15 protein-coding genes are annotated in these 19,396 nt (G+C 33.4%); 10 read left to right on the top strand and 5 right to left on the bottom strand.

Annotated elements, in window-relative coordinates:
* Positions 1-110: 110 nt before the first annotated feature.
* From ACNQF6_RS09150 to ACNQF6_RS09135, 4 genes are read left to right on the top strand one after another with little or no spacing between them, the layout of a single operon-like run.
* Positions 111-524 (top strand): toxin-antitoxin system YwqK family antitoxin, encoded by a 414-nt coding sequence (locus tag ACNQF6_RS09150; RefSeq protein ID WP_417965213.1) that lies wholly within the window; start codon positions 111-113, stop codon positions 522-524.
* Positions 525-526: 2 nt separating this feature from the next.
* Positions 527-901, top strand: a complete 375-nt coding sequence (locus ACNQF6_RS09145; RefSeq protein WP_417965211.1) for a BlaI/MecI/CopY family transcriptional regulator — start codon at positions 527-529, stop codon at positions 899-901.
* Positions 898-2,262 carry a M56 family metallopeptidase gene (locus tag ACNQF6_RS09140; protein WP_417965209.1) on the top strand — a complete coding sequence of 455 codons (1,365 nt, stop codon included), beginning with the start codon at positions 898-900 and terminating at the stop codon, positions 2,260-2,262. The genes ACNQF6_RS09145 and ACNQF6_RS09140 overlap by 4 nt, the downstream gene beginning before the upstream one ends.
* Before the next feature lie 28 nt (positions 2,263-2,290).
* On the top strand, positions 2,291-3,754 hold the full coding sequence (locus ACNQF6_RS09135; RefSeq protein WP_417965207.1) for an energy transducer TonB: 1,464 nt from the start codon (positions 2,291-2,293) through the stop codon (positions 3,752-3,754).
* 65 nt (positions 3,755-3,819) lie between these two features.
* On the opposite strand, the gene ACNQF6_RS09130 is transcribed toward ACNQF6_RS09135, so the two are convergent.
* Positions 3,820-5,190 (bottom strand): saccharopine dehydrogenase family protein, encoded by a 1,371-nt coding sequence (locus tag ACNQF6_RS09130; protein WP_417965205.1) that lies wholly within the window; start codon positions 5,188-5,190, stop codon positions 3,820-3,822.
* Positions 5,191-5,371: 181 nt separating this feature from the next.
* Between ACNQF6_RS09130 and ACNQF6_RS09125 the strand changes: the two genes are divergently transcribed.
* From ACNQF6_RS09125 to ACNQF6_RS09115, 3 genes are all read left to right on the top strand, one after another.
* Positions 5,372-5,764: a DUF423 domain-containing protein gene (locus ACNQF6_RS09125; protein ID WP_417965203.1), complete on the top strand. Its 393-nt coding sequence runs from the start codon at positions 5,372-5,374 to the stop codon at positions 5,762-5,764.
* Positions 5,765-5,838: 74 nt separating this feature from the next.
* Positions 5,839-7,440 carry a phosphoenolpyruvate carboxykinase (ATP) gene (gene pckA / locus ACNQF6_RS09120; protein ID WP_417965201.1) on the top strand — a complete coding sequence of 534 codons (1,602 nt, stop codon included), beginning with the start codon at positions 5,839-5,841 and terminating at the stop codon, positions 7,438-7,440.
* A 164-nt stretch (positions 7,441-7,604) separates the two neighbouring features.
* The gene (locus ACNQF6_RS09115) at positions 7,605-8,705 is read left to right on the top strand and encodes a DUF4407 domain-containing protein (RefSeq protein ID WP_417965199.1); all 1,101 of its coding nucleotides are present in this window, start codon (positions 7,605-7,607) and stop codon (positions 8,703-8,705) included.
* Positions 8,706-8,787: 82 nt separating this feature from the next.
* Here ACNQF6_RS09115 and ACNQF6_RS09110 read toward each other — a convergent pair whose 3' ends face one another.
* From ACNQF6_RS09110 to ACNQF6_RS09100, 3 genes are all read right to left on the bottom strand, one after another.
* A complete protein-coding gene (locus ACNQF6_RS09110) occupies positions 8,788-9,498 on the bottom strand; it encodes a PH domain-containing protein (RefSeq protein ID WP_417965197.1) in 711 nt (236 codons plus the stop codon).
* Positions 9,499-9,870: 372 nt separating this feature from the next.
* Positions 9,871-10,845: a response regulator gene (locus ACNQF6_RS09105; protein WP_417965195.1), complete on the bottom strand. Its 975-nt coding sequence runs from the start codon at positions 10,843-10,845 to the stop codon at positions 9,871-9,873.
* A gap of 146 nt (positions 10,846-10,991) precedes the next feature.
* Entirely contained in the window at positions 10,992-12,173 is a 1,182-nt protein-coding gene (locus tag ACNQF6_RS09100; RefSeq protein WP_417965193.1) for a glycosyltransferase, read from the bottom strand.
* Positions 12,174-12,313: 140 nt separating this feature from the next.
* On the opposite strand from ACNQF6_RS09100, the gene ACNQF6_RS09095 reads away from it, so the two are divergent.
* From ACNQF6_RS09095 to ACNQF6_RS09085, 3 genes are read left to right on the top strand one after another with little or no spacing between them, the layout of a single operon-like run.
* Positions 12,314-15,406: a hypothetical protein gene (locus ACNQF6_RS09095; protein ID WP_417965191.1), complete on the top strand. Its 3,093-nt coding sequence runs from the start codon at positions 12,314-12,316 to the stop codon at positions 15,404-15,406.
* On the top strand, positions 15,403-16,638 hold the full coding sequence (locus ACNQF6_RS09090) for a hypothetical protein (RefSeq protein ID WP_417965189.1): 1,236 nt from the start codon (positions 15,403-15,405) through the stop codon (positions 16,636-16,638). The genes ACNQF6_RS09095 and ACNQF6_RS09090 overlap by 4 nt, the downstream gene beginning before the upstream one ends.
* A complete protein-coding gene (locus tag ACNQF6_RS09085) occupies positions 16,625-18,178 on the top strand; it encodes a glycoside hydrolase family 2 TIM barrel-domain containing protein (protein WP_417965187.1) in 1,554 nt (517 codons plus the stop codon). Before ACNQF6_RS09090 ends, ACNQF6_RS09085 begins: the two co-directional genes overlap by 14 nt.
* A 2-nt stretch (positions 18,179-18,180) precedes the next feature.
* Here the strand turns inward: ACNQF6_RS09085 and ACNQF6_RS09080 are convergent, their stop codons facing one another.
* Positions 18,181-19,359: a glycosyltransferase gene (locus tag ACNQF6_RS09080; RefSeq protein WP_417965185.1), complete on the bottom strand. Its 1,179-nt coding sequence runs from the start codon at positions 19,357-19,359 to the stop codon at positions 18,181-18,183.
* Positions 19,360-19,396: the final 37 nt, after the last annotated feature.

Genomic DNA, 19,396 nt, shown 5'->3' with positions numbered 1-19,396 from the left:
CTTAACGCAAACCGCTGACTACCAAAATATTTTTCTCTAAAAACTTGTTTATTTGATTTTATATTCTACATTTGTAGAGCAAACTCTATTTTCGTAGAACAAAATCATTTATGCGACCATCTGTAATTCTAATCGCCTTGGTATTTTTATTATTTGGTTGCAAAACCAATCAAATAATAAATAAATTTAGAGAAGGACTTTGGATTGAACAATACACACAAGACAGTTCCCATTATAAATCGGTTGGGAAATATCGAAAAGGTGATCCCATAAAAAAATGGAGTTATTACTTAAATGGTAAAATCATTAAAAGAGAAAAATACAAAGACAACATCTGCAACACTACTTTTTATCATAAAAATGGGAAAATACAGTCCAAAGGAAAAACAAAAATGGAAACGAGCGATAATTACGCGCATTGGTTTTATTTTGGTGACTGGAACTTCTTTAATGAAGATGGGAAACTAATAACGATAAAGAAATACAATAACGGGGAATCACTTTCCGAAATAGAAATTAAATAAACATGCAACAACTAACAAACGCCGAAGAACAAGTAATGGAACACCTTTGGAAACTCGAAAAAGCATTCATGAAAGACTTGCTGGAAGCCTATCCAAAACCAAAACCCGCAACCACAACTGTGGCTACTTTATTAAAAAGAATGATCGATAAGCAATTTGTCGCCTACAATGAATTTGGGAACTCGCGGGAATATTATCCTTTGGTCAAGAAAACCGATTATTTCTCGAAACATGTAAATGGATTGATTAGTAATTTCTTCAACAATTCGGCATCACAATTTGCATCTTTCTTCACCAAAGAAACTAATTTAACGCAAACGGAATTGGAAGATCTCAAGAAAATAATAGACAGTGAAATTCAAAAAAAGAAAAAATGAGTGACTTTCTAATCAAATCGACAATCACTTTATTGGTACTACTAGCAGTGTATTATTTATTTTTGGAAAAAGAAAAAATACACATTTTCAATAGGTTATACTTACTGTTCAGCCTTGTTTTTTCGATGGTAATTCCGTTTATAACTATTGAAGTGATTCAGGAAATAGCACAACCTACAGTCAATCCCGGAAATATCCAAATACTGCAAGGAAGCGCTGTAATACTGGAGGAAACTAACTATCTCGCAATAGGATTATGGAGTTTGTATGCTGTAGTAACACTTGTTCTGGCGATACGTTTTATTAGCAATATCATCAAGATTTCGTCTAAAATGAAGTCGAATACATCAATTGATTATAAGAATGCAAAATTGATTTTGGTTCCCGAAAAAACATTGCCACACACTTTCCTGAATACGATTTTCATTAACGAGACGGAATACAACAACCGTCAAATTGAAGCTGAATTGTACACCCATGAATTGACGCATGTAACCCAAAAACACACTTTGGATATTTTATTCATTGAACTATTGAAAACCATTTTTTGGTTCAACCCTATTTTTATTTTTTACAAAAAAGCCATACAACTCAATCACGAATTTCTTGCCGATGAGAAAGTAGTGACCTCCTATAACAATGTTCCGTTCTACCAATCTTTGTTGCTCTCAAAGGCAAACGCGAACCCAACTTTTTACTTGGCCAGTAATTTGAATTATTTAATAACTAAAAAACGATTACTCATGATGACAAAAACCACATCAAGCTCGAAATCAATTGCGAAGAAAATCATTTTGATACCGCTATTTACTGGACTAGTAAACTTAATGTGCATACAAACAATTGCTCAAACCAGCACAAGCAGCGACAATAGCGCACCAGCTGAAATTAAAAAAAGAGACGACTATTACAAAGGAGTTCGATTGATTGTGAAAGATAATTCGAAAAAAGTGCTACTAGACAAAAAATACGAAGCACTCACGGCAAATGAAAAGCGCCTCTACATTAGCAATGTTCCACCAGAAAGCTCAATGAAAAAACCAACACAAAAAGAATTTGACAGTTGGACTAAGGATTCTAAATTTTCAGGAATATTGAACGGCAAAAAATTGAACAACATTGATTTAAAAAAACATAATGTAAAAGAAATTGCTGGCTATATAAGATTTTACAAACCATCAAAAAACGGTAAACCTTATAGTGCTAATCTCAATCATTATGCTTTATTCACCAACTCTGAACACGAGATGCTTATAAAAAAACAAAGAAAAAGTGTTTCTTTTAAAGTGATCGAAAAAACAATAAAAGCAGGAACATTTTCAAATCCCGTTTTGATTAAAGAGGTTCAACGAAATATATAATAGACAGTGAAATTCTAAAAAAGAAAAAATGAGCGACTTTCTAATCAAATCGACAATTACTTTATTGGTGCTACTAGCAGTGTATTATTTGTTTTTGGAAAAAGAAAAAATACACATTTTCAATAGGTTTTACTTGTTGTTCAGCCTTGTTTTCTCGATGGTAATTCCATTCATAACTATTGAAGTAATTCAGGAAATAGCACAACCTGCAGTCAATCCGGGAAATATCCAAATACTACAAGGAAACGCTGTAATACTGGAGGAAACAAACTATCTGGCAATAGGATTGTGGAGTTTGTATGCTGTAGTAACACTCGTTCTGACGATACGTTTTTTTAGTAATATCATCAAGATTTCGTCAAAAATGAAGTCGAATACACCAATTCACTATAAGAATGCCAAATTGATTTTGGTTCCCGAAAAAACGTTGCCGCACACTTTCCTGAATACCATTTTCATCAACGAGACGGAATACAACAACCGTGAAATTGAAGCTGAATTGTATACACACGAACTCACGCATGTAACCCAAAAACACACTTTGGATATTTTATTCATTGAACTATTGAAAACCGTTTTTTGGTTCAACCCTATTTTTATTTTTTACAAAAAAGCCATACAACTCAACCACGAATTTCTTGCTGATGAGAAAGTAGTGACCTCCTATAACAATGTTCCGTTCTACCAATCTTTATTATTATCGAAAGCGAAGGAGAACCAAACTTTTTACTTGGCCAGTAATTTGAACTATTTAATAACTAAAAAACGATTACTCATGATGACAAAAACCACATCAAAAAGAGAAGCTTTATTAAAAAAAGCAATGCTAATTCCTGTAGTAACTGCATTATTGTTGTTATTGTGTACGAAAGTTGCTGCACAAGAAACCAATGTAAAAAAGGAAACTACTTCTGCGAAACCAGGAAATTTAATTAAAACGTATTACGACAAAACTACTTTTAAAATCAAAGATGAAAAAGGAAAGGTTACCAGCGAAAAAAAATACGATGAACTAACTCCTGTAGAAAAGAGGGCTATACCTTCTATCCTATCAAAAGAAAAAGAATTGCCTACAAACGAGGAACTTCTGGCAACATTAAGCAAAGGAGCTCCTGAAGTAATTGAAATTGATGCGTACGATACTAAAAATCAGTTTGTCCAAAAAGGGGAAAATGAAGTCTATAATACTGCTGGAATAACCGAAAAACCAGATTTTCCGGGTGGAATTATGGAATTTTACAAATTTGTAGGCAATAATTTTAAAACTCCAGAACAACCTAACTTAAAAGGAAAAGTATACATCACCTTTATCATAGAAAAAGACGGCAGTTTAAGCGACATAAAAAACATACGCGACATTGGTTATGGAACCGGAGAAGAAGCCATACGTGTTTTGAAAATATGCCCGAAATGGATTCCCGGAAAAATGAACGGAGTTCCTGTTAGAGTAATGTATAGCTTACCAATAACTATTCAATCTGAAAAGGCGTAATTGTAAAAAAAACAAATCCGCTCCTCTTGAAGCGGATTTATCAAACTAAAAATCTAAAAAAATTACTAACTAAACTCTTTATCCGGATTGTATCCTAAATAGGACATGGATTGTTCCTTGAAAACAACTCCGTATTCTTCTAATTCTTTTAAAATAGGCTCGTAGACTTCCTTACGAATGGGCAATTGCACTCCCGGAGTCGTAATTTTACCATTCAAGATTAACAAAGTCGCCATTGCAACGGGCAAACCAACTGTTTTAGCCATGGCTGTATAGGTTTGATCGTCACCAATGCAAACCATTTTGGAATCTATTTGTTCTTTTTTACCATTATATTCGTATCCAAATTTATGATACATGACAATCATATCTTTATCATCTTGCTGAAGCGTCCAACTATCAGTTAATATTTTCTCTAGAATTTGTGCCGGAGTGGCATTTTTCAAACCTACTTTTTTATCACGATTGAACAAATCGAGTTCCAACAATTTGTCCCACATGATATCATCTTGGTCAATCTTGAGAATCAAACGAGTCTTGATTTCTACAGAATCTGTTGGATGATACGGCAAGAACGAATTCACAAATTCTCGATAACTCATGTTCTCAGAATCCTCCATAACATAACTATCATCCGTCATTCCTAATTGCACAAACATATTCCATGCTTTAGAGAAACCCACTCTTCGAATCGTTCCTCTGTATAACGTAAGCACATTGTCTAAGCCATACACACTTCTATATTTTAGTGAATCCCGATTCGAATACGCTTCAAATCGCCCGTATCCTTCTACATCCAGAAATTCAGTTCTGCGAAACAAATTACAGTACGGAATGTATTTATAAGTCCCTTCCTGAATAAACTTAGCAGCGCCTCCCTGACCGGCAAGAACTACATTACGTGGCGCCCAAGTAAATTTGTAATTCCAAAGATTCGTATCCGATTCTGGAGCTACAAGTCCGCCACAAAAAGATTCAAAAAGGAGCATTTCTCCGCCTTTTTCTTTAATCTCATCAATGACTTTCATGGCACTCATGTGGTCAATTCCAGGATCAAGCCCAATTTCATTCATGAAAATAAGATTGTTCTCTTTGGCCGCAGCATCTAATTCCTGCATGGCATCGCTCACATAAGAAGCGGTAACCAAATGCTTTTTATAAACAATACAATCCCTAGCTACCTCAATATGCAAATGAGCCGGCAACATTGAAATAACAATATTTGCTTTCTGAATTGCTTCTTTTCTTTGATTTTCATCAAAAATATCTAAGGCAATCGCCGTTGCATTAGGATGATTATTTGTCTTTTTTTGGGCTAAAACCAATGACAAATCACCAATAATAAGATGCAAGTTCTCCTTATCTGATTTACTTAATAGATAATGTATCAAAGATGAAGCTGATCTTCCTGCCCCGATGATTAAAATTGTTTTCATTTTATATAATTATAACACAAACATACAAAATTGTTGTATTTATAACAAATAGTGTTGCAAAAAAAAATTTGCCAGTTCTAAAACCTGATTTAGAATCAATCAACCGCTAAAAAAAGTATCTCACAAAACGTTTTTAATTTAATGACAGATGAGATACTTTTGTAATAAAAACAAAATCAACATGGACAAAAGGATACTTTCAACAGGAGCTATTTTAGGGATGATTGCTATAATTTTTGGTGCTTTTGGCGCACATGCCCTAAAAAAAGTACTGTCTATTGAACAATTATCTACTTTTGAAACTGGTGTACGCTACCAAATGTACCATGCGCTATTTTTATTGTTTTTTGGGCTAATGAAAGACGTCCCTCAAAAAACAAAAAAAACAATCTATTTTTTAGTTCTTTTTGGTGTAATTTTATTCTCTGGGTCTATTTATCTATTAGCGACAAACGACCTTACTTCATTTGACTTTAAAATTATAGGATTCGTGACTCCTATTGGCGGACTCCTATTAATACTGGGCTGGGGCGTTTTTTTACTGAATATTATGAATAAAAAATCACAAAATTAGAAGAATGAAAGGCTATCTGAAATATAATTTCTACTTTTGCAGTCTATAAAAAGAAACTACACAACAATAAATTTATGGACAATAACACGCTTTTCTCGCAATCGATTTCGTTAAAAGAATTAGGAATTGAAAATGCAAAAATTCATTACCAGTTATCCCCTGAAGAATTACACGACATAACAATAAAATTAGGTCAAGGAATTGAAAGCTCAACCGGTGCATTAGCAGTAAATACAGGCGAATATACTGGCCGTTCTCCACAAGACCGCTATATAGTAAAAGACAGCATCAGTGAAAATCAAGTTTGGTGGGGAAAAGTAAATATCCCTTTTGAATCAGATGCTTTCGAAGCACTTTATAATAAAGTGGCCTCCTATTTATCCAATAAAGAGGTTTATGTAAGAGATTCATACGTATGTTCTGATCCAAATTACAGATTAAATATTCGTGTAATTACAGAAACTCCTTGGGCAAATTTATTTTGCTACAATATGTTTTTAAGACCTGAAGCGGAAGAATTAGCAAACTTCGACCCAGAATGGACTCTTTTATGTGTACCAAGTTTTATGGCAGATCCAGCAGTAGATGGAACGCGTCAAAGCAATTTTGCAATTCTTGACTTTACAAGAAAAGTAGTTTTGATAGGCGGAACTGGATACACTGGAGAAATGAAAAAAGGAATTTTTTCTGCATTGAATTTTATTTTACCAGTTTTCAAAAACACGTTACCAATGCACTGTAGTGCTAATGTTGGAAAAGACGGTGATACTGCTATTTTCTTCGGATTATCAGGAACTGGAAAAACAACTTTATCTGCAGATCCAAACAGAAAATTAATTGGTGATGATGAACATGGATGGACTAATGAAAATACAGTTTTCAACTTTGAAGGAGGTTGTTATGCAAAAGTCATCAACCTTTCTGAAGAAAACGAACCAGATATTTTTAGAGCGATAAAAAAAGGATCAATCCTAGAAAATGTAGTTCTAAATAAAGACACTAATGAAGTTGATTTTGAGGATATTTCTATCACTCAAAACACTAGAGTAAGTTATCCTATTTATCATATTGACAACATTCAACCTGGTTCTATAGGAGAAAATCCAAAAAATATATTTTTCTTAACTGCGGATTCGTTTGGAATATTACCTCCAATCTCTAAACTGACTCCAGGACAGGCTGCCTATCATTTTATCTCTGGTTATACAGCAAAAGTTGCAGGAACAGAAGCTGGAATTACAGAACCTCAGCCTAATTTTTCGGCTTGTTTTGGCGCACCATTCATGCCTTTGCACCCAACAAAATACGCTGAAATGTTGAGTAAAAAAATGAAAGATGCCAATGTAAAAGTTTGGTTAATCAATACCGGTTGGACAGGTGGTCCATATGGAATAGGAAGCAGAATGAAATTAAAATACACACGTGCTATGATTACCGCTGCATTAAACGGAGAATTAGACAATGTGGATTACGAAAATCACAAAGTATTTGGAATTGCAAAACCGCAAACGTGTCCAAATGTTCCTAGTGAAATATTGAATCCAAGAAATACTTGGGAAGACCCTGAACTATACGATAAAAAAGCGGTAGAATTAGCTCAAAAATTCAAAGCTAACTTCGCCAAATTTGAAGAATTTGCCAATGCCGAAATTATGGCAGGAGCACCATTAGCTTAAGTTAATATTAATTCAAAACCAATAGAGCCGTTCGTAAAGAGCGGCTCTATTTTATTTTGTACAAACCGTAACAAAAAGCCTTAAATAAATACCTATCAAGTATTTATACCAAGATTCATTTTTTGGCGTTAAATTTGTAATCATCACTCAAAAAATCATAAATCATGTTAAAACAATTTTTTATTCTTTGTTCCGGAGCTGACAAAGACCTTCTTGAAGGCTGTTCCGAAGGCGAGCAAACCAAGTACGTCGGTATTGGCGCCACTGTTTTCTTCACCGCAGTAATGGCTTTCCTAGCCAGTTCATACGCACTGTTTACCGTCTTTGACAGTATTTATCCCGCAATCGCATTTGGTATCGTTTGGAGTTTACTTATTTTTAATTTGGACCGTTTTATTGTTTCCACTATTCGAAAAAGAGACCAGTTTGGAAGTGAATTTCTACAGGCAACTCCCCGAATTATTTTGGCGGTAATTATTGCCATTGTTATTTCGAAACCATTAGAAATTAAAATCTTCGAGAAAGAAATTAATACCGTCTTATTGAAAGAAAAAAATGCCATGGCTTTGAATAACAAAAAAGAAGTGGCTAATTATTTCAAATCAGATTTAGACAAAAACAAAGCAGAAATAGCAGGTTTGAAATCGGAAATTACTAAGAAAGAAAAAGAAGTCAATACACTTTACGAAACCTACATCACAGAGGCCGAAGGAACTGCAGGAACCAAAAAATTAGGTAAAGGACCTGTTTTTAAAGAAAAAATTGCCAAACATGATTTAGCCAAAAAAGAATTGGACACCTTACAAAAAACCAACTTGGCTAAAATTGCAGCAATGGAGAAAAACACCAAAACGCTGCAAACCGATTTAGACAAAAAAGTTACCGAGACCCAACCTATTATTGATGGATTTGATGGTTTAATGGCTCGAATCAATGCCTTGGATAAATTACCTTGGCTGCCTTCGTTTTTTATCATGCTCTTATTTTTAGCCATTGAAACTTCTCCTATTATTGCTAAACTTTTATCTCCAAAAGGCGAATACGATTATAAACTGGAAGATCTGGAAACAGCTTTGAAAGCCACAATAGAACAAGACAAATACCAACGCACTCTGCTTGTAAAAACTAGCGCCACGATGCACGACAAAGTCTACGGAGATATAGCTGACGATAAAAAACTGTATGATTTGCAGCGAAAAAACGCTACTGATTTATTAGAATTACAATCTAATAATTTTGTAGAAAAGCAGAAAAGAACGCTTTAGTCTATCTATTATAAAATCAAAAGTCCTAAAGTCAAAAGGTACAACTATCTTTTGACTTTAGGACTTTCGACTTTAAGACTAATTACATATAACTCAAAATTTCTTTTTTGAAAGTATCATATTCGCCTTGTAAAATCAATCCGTTATCTAATAATTTTTTATAATTCTGCAGTTTTTCAAAAAGTTCGTCTTGTGATAAATCACTTAATGATTTGTCTTTTGGACTTGCTGGAACGTCTTCAAATACTTGATTTTCAGCAATGAAGTTGGGTTGTGAAACTGGCATTATTTCAGCAAAACTAGTCACCTCTTCGGTTTCCATTTCTTCTATAATCTCAACCTCATCGATTGGAGCAACCGGAACTTCATCCATCATGGTTGCGTTTAATACAGAACCAACTTTCAGTATATCCAATTGCTCTTTGGCATATGTAAAAATCTTTCGAGCCTGTATTTTAGGGATATAATCAATGGAAACTTCCATATTTGTTCTGGTAGTAAAAGAAAACTCTGAACCCAGAATATTTTCTTTTACAAATGTTCCTTCTATCTCATCCCAAGTGTAGTCAATAAAATTCATTGAAAGTCCGAGATTTTTAGGCTGACAAATAATGATTCTTTTATTGGTCAATACAATACTATCCGGCAAAACGGTAATCGCTGGCTTTTTTTGAACAGCAATATACCCTATTTCTTCATTTTTCATCAATAAATCACTCAATTTTGAAGCGATTTTTTCAATAGCTTTTGGATCTTGTTCCTCGTTTAAAAACTTCTTAAATTGTTCTTTCATAGGTTGGGCTGAATTTATTTCAATTCGTGTTTATAATTTTATTCTGAACTTCACAACAAAAGTAATGCCTAATTTTATAACTCTTGAATTTCACTCTGCAATTTCTTTGTCAAACTTCTGAAAACCAAATAAAATTCATATCAAGAGATAATACAAATTGCATAATCTCGTAGTTTGGTAATTTTAAAAATGGTTTAATTATAATGAACTGAGATTGCAATATGTTAATTGCAATTCATAACTTTAGTTGTTAATTTAAGCGAGCTTAAGCAATTTTACACACACCATATCATTCCACTTATCCTCTCCAAAAAAACATTTTGTTCTCTCTGATATTTCCTCTTCAAATTTATTTTCCAACAAAAATTTATTTTAAAAAATCTCTTTAACTATTTCATTGTCAAAAACTTCTATAAAATTATTATTTTTCTTACTGTGCTTTTCTGAAAATTTCTTGTATAAACCGTTTATTTTTTTATTTACAAAGTGCTTTATTAGAAACCCAAAAAAAGTAGAATTTGATGAACCAACTTCTAAACCCACAACATTTTTATAATTAGATGCAGATATTATGTTGACCAATTTTTTGAAGGTATCAAAATTAACAGAAAGATCTTCGTTAAAAAAACCTATAAACTCAAACTGATGCTCTTGCTCTAAGTGTAACATACCTAATCTTATGGCTTCCGTTTTATTAACAACGTGATCAAAATTCAGAACGCTAATCCTTTTTCCTTTGCAAAATTTATTTATAATCTTAACAGCCATTTCTTCATTACTATAGTTAACAAAACATAAATGATAGTTAAGATTGCTGTTTACAAATTTTAAAAATTCATCGCTCAGCATGGTTTCTAAACTATAATAACAAGGGATTACTAATCCTACACAAGATTCATGAATGTAGCGCCCTTTTTTAATATTTTTTTTATCGGTAGAGGTCTTTCCAATTAAGTTTTCTATGCGCATACTTATTATATCGAGACATACCGGCTTAATTACATAATCATCGGCACCTAATGACAAAGCTTGTGAAATGACATCTAATTGCCTATTACCAGACAAGACCATAACTGGAGTTGTTTCCTTCTTTAAAACTCGAATATGTTTGATAATCTCTAAACCTGATTTCTTTTTTATATAATCCAAGCTTTTAAATTCAAAACTCGAGTTAGGGATAACTGGCATGTCAATATTAGTAATAACTAAATCGGGTTGATAAGTATCATACACCATTATACCCTCAGACAAATTATCAGCTGTTCTAACTAAATACCCAAGATAGATTAGGTATTTTTCTAAAGTTAGTAAAACTAATTCCTGATTATCAATAATTAATATTTTCATTTTTGTATCCATTCATGCTTTTACAGATACAAAGCTAAACACAAGTTTTTATCCTAAATAGAAATATAGTTTAATTCCCATTTAAGTGTAGGTGAATTAAAACTAATTGTAGACTAATAAATTTCAACAAAGGAAAATAGCAGTGCTTATCTGTAATGTATAGCAATCTGACCTATTTGAAAAACGATTTTCAAGGAGTCTTTGAAGGATAACTTAGAACCATCAGCATGAATCCATCTTTTTAGAGGTTGCTCACAAACAATTTTTTTAGTTTCTTCATCTCCATACACCTTTTTCATGCGCATAAAAATCTCAACATCAAACAACCATTTCGTTAAAAACTTTGTTTGAAAAGTCTTTTCAATCAAATCTTTGCTCATGATTTTAGCGCCACATTGTGTATCATTAAACTCCATTCCAATTGTCTTTCGGATAATCAAATTAATAATTTTGCTGATGACCGCACGAGCCGATTCTTTAGTGATATCAGCACCCATACGAGCCATCCTTGAGCCGCTTACTAATTTATATTTTGAAGTAGAAATGGTGTTTACTAAATCATGAAAATCTTCAAAATCAGTAGACAAATCAGCATCTAAAAAACCTATATAATCAAACTGATCTTGCTTTGCTAAATGTAACATCCCTAAACGAACTGCCTCTGCCTTACCTCCATTTTTCTCGCAATTATAAATACTAATATGATCTTCATGACCTACTCTTAATTTTTCCAAAACCTCAAGTGTTTTATCTTTACTACCATCATTTACAAAACACAAATGATATCCTAAATTGGAATTAATGAACGTTTTAAAATCATCACCCAACAATCGTAATTCTTCATTATAGCAGGGTATTACTACACCAATACAATTGGTTTGAATAATTTGGTTTTTCTTAGTTTCCTTCGCTGGTTTTATTCCTTTACCAATTAAACGTTTCACACGAGCACCTATTTCACTCAAACTTAATGGTTTTTTCATGTAATCATCAACACCTAGATCAAATCCCTTCACGATGATATCTTCGTTTGTATTCCCAGATAAAATCATTACCGGAGTAGTGTGCTCTCTTATAATTTTTATATGCTTTGCAATTTCAAGTCCATTGTAATCTTCTTCAATTTCAGTGTTTGTACCAAACACTGCTGTTTCATTAGAAAAAGGCATATTAATATCCGCAATAACCAAATCGGGTTGATAGAGATCATATTTCTCTATTCCATCAGAAATTGTTTTTGCAGAAAGCACTTCGTACCCTAAATCGAGTAGGCTTTTTTCTAGAGAAAGGATCACTAACTCTTGATCGTCGATAATTAATATTTTCATAATTGTAACTTTTGGGATTTGGCTGTAGTAAATATATCATTTATGATTTAATAACACAATAAAATCTTATTGTAGAATACACTTGACCATTAAATTAACAGTTTTATTAATACATTTACAAAAAAATCATTTTTAAACAATTGTCAAAGGAAAAATCAAATAAATACTTAATAGTAGCTCTATTAATTGGAGTCGTTTTTCACGCTAGTGCAATATTTTTTACACTGGAAAGCACTTACGATGCATTAATCCATATGTTTTTTGCTAATCATTATGCAACGAGTTGGTTTGAACCTTGGAATTATAGCTGGTATACTGGTTTTACCGTGATGGGCTACCCACCCTTAGTTCATCAAGCCATTGGGTTATTATCCTTACTGGGCGGATTGAAATTTGGCTTGTTTACAGTTGCTATAATAGGAATTATTCTATTTATTACTGGGGTTTACCGCTATACTTTAATGATTACCGGTAATCGAACAGTGGCTGGTTATGCGGCGATAGTTGCTGTATTTTCATCTTCATTTGTGGAGACGTTACATATTTTTGGTCAACTACCCAGCATAATTGGGGTTTCTGTTTTAATGCATTGCATGCCCGAAATTTATCTTTGGATAAAAAATGGACATATCAAAAATCTTGCAAAATCTTTTTCATTACTCGCTTTAACTATTTGCTCTCATCATGTTACGCCAATTTTTGGGATGGTGTTTTTTATTTTCCCATTAATCGGTACTGTCATAATGGATGTTTCAAGAGAAAAAGTATCTTCCTACAAAGAAGTGAGATTCAAACTATTCTTGCAAACCTTATTTCAATTACTCAAACGAATTATTGTTTTTGGAGCGGGATCGCTCTTTTTAATTGTGTTTTGTATTTTTCCTTATTGGGTCAACTCTAAGGCAAATCCCATTACACAGGTTCCCATTCCACACGGAAGTCGTGATAATTTTCTTGAAGTGACCTCCTCTGGGCTAATGTTTTTTGTAATCCCTTGGGGTATCCTTTTTTTTATTTTGCCCTACATTTTATATCGGTATTACAGCAAAAGATACATTTGTTTTGGATTATCCATTTCACTTTTAATTGTTTTGGGAACTGGGGGAACCACGCCTATTCCGCTAAAGGTTTTGGGTGATAATGCTTTTAACATTTTAACATTGGACCGTTTTACGCTCTGGGCCTCTATAATGAGCTTGCCCATGTTTGGTGAATTTGTGTATCGCTTGATTGAAGGTGATTTAAAAATAGCCATCCAAAATCGTTTTGGCAATGTGTATCATCGTATTCTAGGTGCTGCTTTTGCAGGTTCTTTTCTGTTTTTTGCTGGTTTCACGATTACCTTAGGTTATTTTAGGCCTTTTCAACCTCAAAAAATCAATACGCTGCCATTAGTAAACTTTTTAAATCAAGATCAGCATGATCAATGGCGCTATTTGCCACTTGGCTTTGGCGATCAAATGGCAACGTTGTCGTCACAAACTAATGCAAAAACAGTAGATGGAAACTACCATTCTGCACGCCGGCTACCTGAATTAACCTCACGTGCCATTGAACGACTAGAGAATTCGAAGTTTAGAGGAATGGAAGGCATAGGTTCCCTGCAACAATTCTTGACCGTTCCTGAAAAATACAACTTGAAATATGTTTTTTCGAATGATAAATTTTATGACCCGATACTTTATTTTTGCGGTTGGCACAGACTTTCTCAACTAGAGAATGGTATCATGGTCTGGGAAAAATTAAATGTCGCGCCACTTCCCAAAGTGCTCCTAAAAGACGAAGTCCCTACCTACCTCAAACTCATGTGGGGTATTATACCCATATTAACAATCATTATTGCCTTTGTGATCAATGTGCAAAGTGTATTTTTTCAAGCGTTAAAATTAAAAAATGAAATCAAACCCGATTTTTTCAAATTTGAAGTGCCCTATGTTAAGTTTCCATTCAAGATTATTGCAATATTACATCTATGGATATTAGTGCTGCTAGGCTTAATCAGCTATAGTATCTATGATTTTTATATGCACAACGCAACGCAAGTAAGTCCAAAAAACGTTGTTAAGGCTTATTATGATGCCATAGACTTTAAATATTACGAAAAAGCACATTCCTTTATTGACCCTAATAGCAAATTATCTATTTCGCAGTTCATGCTTGAGAACTCTGTTGCTGATGGGATTTTAAATTCGTATGCTAAACTCGATGCTATAACTATAAGCATCATCAAAAGTTCTGCAAATAGGAGTACACTAGTAGCCAAAACTAAATGGATTACTCCACTAGAAATAATCAAAAAGGACTACTATCACGAGGTGATTAAAAGAGCAGGAAAATGGTATATTTTGCCGCAAGGCGTGCCTTTAGACACTCCTCCTGACCAATTTGTATCTAGTAATTTAACCGAGTATTTCAAACAAGGGCGCCGAAAAATATCAACCCAAACCACCTATCACGAAGATATTTTGAAACAACCAGAACTCGAAATCCTTTCGGCTAAACTCATTCAATACAACAAAGAATTCATGATTATTGGCGAAATACAAAACCTCGACAATAGCCCTGCTGACGTTGTTTTAAAGTCCACCCTATACAATAAACATGACCGCGTCTTGGCTACATTTAATGCCAAAGATGTCATAAAACATAAGATATTACCCAAAGAAACAACTAGTTTTAAAGTGAATTTTGAAGAAATTTCATGGTTAAAAAAAGAAGTAAAACAACCAACTACCTTTAATCCCAATGAATACACTCCAAAAGATATAAGTGAAACTCCCACTAATTTTGACATACAATCAGCTGGAAACGTTGCAATCACCGACTTTTACAATCAAGTAGCTCTATATGATTTGATTCTTGAAAACAACCATCTAAAAGGCACTTTGTTCAATTATGGCATTCAAGAAGTTACGGTCCCTGAACTCTTAATATCTTATTATACTGATGATAAAGAACTTCTGTATGTAGATCATCATTTTGTAAGAGAGGGAGTGCGAGTGCAACGCAAACAGTATTTTGATTACAAATTACTTGATTTATCCAATTGCCGCATTATCATTTCTTCTTTAAAAAATTGTTTTGTCAATGGTTTGCCCAATGAGTCACAAGCCCGCACCATTGTTCCAAACCGCAATAAAAAGGTAGAAAAAGAACTACTCCAAAAAGTAAAAGGAAAAGGATTTAGCTTCATTAAAATTGAATTGAATAATTATATTGGTAATCCAAAATGATAAAGAGACTCCGCCTAATTATAGCTTCCTTTATTTGCTTTTTATTGTTTGTCTTTGCAACCACCAAAACAAATAATCTTGAAGCTAATATTTTATTAGTTACAACTCAAAAAAAATTTACTGCAGGAAAACCAATAGCGTTACAATTCACAAGTAACTCACCACTTGCAAATGCTCGATTATTTATTATTCATTCCTACGGAAAAACCATTTTGAAAGGAAAGAATCAAGAAGGGAAATTAACTTTTAAAATCCCTCCTATTTACAGCTTAAAGACTGGGCAAGTTTCTTGGTATCTAATTCAAAATGAAAAAGTTACCAACACCGGGGATTTTGAAGTATTGCCCAACAATGCTACTCCAACCGTACTTGAAAACTATCTAGGACCAAACACCATTCTTACTGGAAAGGAGCATTACACCATGATGGTTGCTATTCCTACGGATAGTTATGACAATCCAAAAGCAGATAACACCACCGTTTTTATAAAAGACCAATTTTTAGAAAACATTACCGTTAGTACACAAAAGACAGCCTCGTTCATTGCTTGGAAAAACATTTATTCTAGAACCAAATCAGGAAAAATGTTAGTCTCTACGCAATGCGAAAATACCAGTTCAAAAGAGTTTGAAACTGAACTTAATCCATCTATTGCTACTGATTTCACAATAGGATTTTCGAGAAACCACGAATTTGCTGATGGAAATCAAATTACTAAACTGGAAACTTCAAAAATCAAAGATCGATTTGGAAATTTAGTGGGTGATGGTACACTTGTAATTTTTCAGGTTATAACCAAAAACAATATGTTACTTAAAACCTTTGCAGCTACAATCAACGGAGTTGCCATTGCACAGCTCCTTCACCCCGATCATGCTGAAACCTATAACTTAAAAGCCTATATCACAGGAATGGCAGAGAGCAACCTTATACAAATAACTTATAAACCACTACTAAGTAATTTTACCTATCAATTTTCTGAAAAAAATAGAAAAATAACGGTGGGTCCTTTGAACAGTTTTATGAAACAAATTGTACCGGACGGAATCAAAGCAGAACTAAAAATATTTCATAACGGGAAACTACTGGAAACAAAAATTGTTGAAACCAATAAAGGATATGCCAACTTCAATTTACTAGCTGCTTTTTATAAAAAGCCAACCTACCAATTTGAAATCACTACCTTAGGGATCACTAAAAAAACTGAAACAAAAAATTATGAAGCTAATTAACAATCGTAATCTGTACAAAGCAGCTTTTTTTACCTGCTTTATATTGATCAGTATTTTTACCGTTTCTGGGATGGCAAAAATTTTGGATTTTTTAAATACCGGCGCAGACAGGAGTAATATGCTACGGCCAGCTATTGAAAGTGAGGATATTTATCTTCCCAAAGTTAATTGGACTAAATTAGAGAATCCCGCGCGTAAAATGGAAAAAAACACGCTGGGAAAACTAGAACGAGATTATTTATTTTCTTGGTTTGTAAAAAACACAGCTTTACAAAACAATGATTATAAAGGCATTGATGATTATTACACGCTTAACACACGCCAAAATTTATACCAAACTATTAAACACAACAAATCACAAAATATCGCTATCGAAAACACAACACTTAAACATTTTCCTGAATTAGAATTTTATAGTGAAGATGGGCAATTAGTTGTTTTTACCGATAAAAATGTGATTGAATATCAAAAAGTATATCAAAACAAACAATTGGTTACTACTATTCAAGACACGACCACCTACAAAGTAATGATGCTGCTAGAAGATGGCTACTGGCGCGTGCGTCATTTTCAAAAAATGGAGGCAACAGCTTTTGCGAAAGATACAGTGCCTGCCAAACCATTGTATACCATAAAAAACAATGTGATTTTAAAAAACGGCACCCCTTTTACCATAAAAGGTATTAATTATTACCCTAAAAATTCAGCTTGGGACACCTTTGGCGATTTGTTTAACAAAGACACTATTGCTAGAGATTTTGACATTATTAAAAAGGCCAATTTAAATTCGGTACGGATTTTTATTCAATACAATGATTTTGGCAAAGCCAAAGTACTGCCTGAGAAACTTGAAAAATTAAAGATCCTACTCGACCTAGCTCAATCTAAAAAACTAGAAGTCATTGTAACCTTATTTGATTTTTACAGTGATTATTCCTTAGACAGCTGGACGCTAACGCACCGACATGCGGAGCAAATAGTAAACACCTTTAAAGATCATAAAGCGATTATAGCGTGGGATTTAAAGAATGAACCCAATTTAGATTTTGAAAACAGAGGCAAAGAAAATGTTTTGAGTTGGCTAGAACATATAGCAACTGTAATCAAAGAGAGTGACCCCAATCACTTGATTACCATTGGCTGGTCTAACTCTGTAGAAGCTACCCAACTTGCCAAACAGATGGATTTTATATCCTACCACTTTTACAATGACAATACCCATTTAGAATACGAAACCAATACCTTGATGAAAAGCACCAACAAGCCTATAGTTATCTCTGAATTTGGAGTACCATCGTACGGAGGCATGTGGAATTTTTGGGAAGGAAGTGTAACCAAACAGGCTGCTTACCACAAAAAAATGCAAACCTATTTCAAAAAGAATAATTATTCGTTTATGTCCTGGACCTTATATGATTTCCCTCAGGTTCCTGACCAAGTTGCCGGCAAATGGCCTTGGCAAAAAATGAGACAAAAAAAATTCGGGTTTATTGATGACAAAGGCAAAATTAAACCCGCATTTAAATATATTTCTAATTAATATTATTTTTTTGATTGGATAATTCCTTGAAAGGTATCCATATACATATCCGTAATTTTATCCATTGACAAGGCACTAGCAGCTTTGAAATTTTGCATGGCGATTGCTTTTCTATTATCGTCATTATTGATGATTTTTTCTATCGCTTGCGCTAAAGATTCAGCACTTTCTGGATTAAAAAATTCTCCTTTATACCCTTCTTCCTCGACTAACAAAGCTAAATCACCTAAGTCAGGCATAACTACAGCTTTACCATAACTTCCTGCTTGATGCAATACTCCTGAACTTCCCGTTGTAGAAGTATAAGGAAATGCAACTACAGTGCAGTTTCCAAAAATAACGGGAACATCTTTTTCCTCTACATAACCCGTAAAACGGATTCCCTCTACTTCTTTATATTTTTCTTGAACCCCTGCAAGATATCCTGGAGTATTAGGGCTATCAGTCCCTGCAATGACCACTTCAATTTTTTCAGTACTACGTTTTCTTATTAAAATGGCTGCTTCAATAAGTATCTCCACTTTTTTGTAGGTCCCAAATTTACCAAATGCCATAATTTGTTTTGGGCCAGGTGCCAATTCAAAAGATGGTTCGTCAATACTATCGAAAGTACCATGAGGAATCACTTTTACATTCTTTACCTTATATTTTTTTTCTAAAATAGCTACATATTTATTAATGGTAACCGCCACTACATCTGACTTTAAAATAAAACGAGTTAGTGTAGTCCCAATAAAATTATAGATTTTTTGTGCTATTTTATTATCGGTAAAACCGGCACTTTCTAAATCTACTTGTTCCAAAATATTATGCAATAAAGAAACTGTAGGAATCCCTTTCAAGCGTAAAACCATAGGAATCATTAGACCCAAAGCTGCAGGTATTTTTTTATCTCCAAATTTCATAAATTGAAGATTTATAAGTACTGCATCTGGTTTTTCCTTACTTATTGCTTTAGAAATTGAAACAATATTAGAGTAACTATTAAAAAACCAGCATTCATTGACTTTTATTTTATTACTATTTTCAAAATCTAATTCTTTTGTTTCAACTGTTTTATCAGCCAGTATAACAACTTGAGTAACTTCATTTTTTTGTACAAAATTTTTAACTAAATGGTATCCATACTCATTCAAGGTTACCTTACTAGGTGGAAAAGCAGTGATTACAGCTATTTTCATATTTTTACAGATTTGGTTTGGCGATTTAAAGATAATA

This window comes from Flavobacterium pasteuri, from assembly GCF_048286615.1.
Taxonomy (GTDB): Bacteria; Bacteroidota; Bacteroidia; order Flavobacteriales; family Flavobacteriaceae; genus Flavobacterium.
This window is presented reverse-complemented; position numbering and strand designations above follow the sequence as displayed.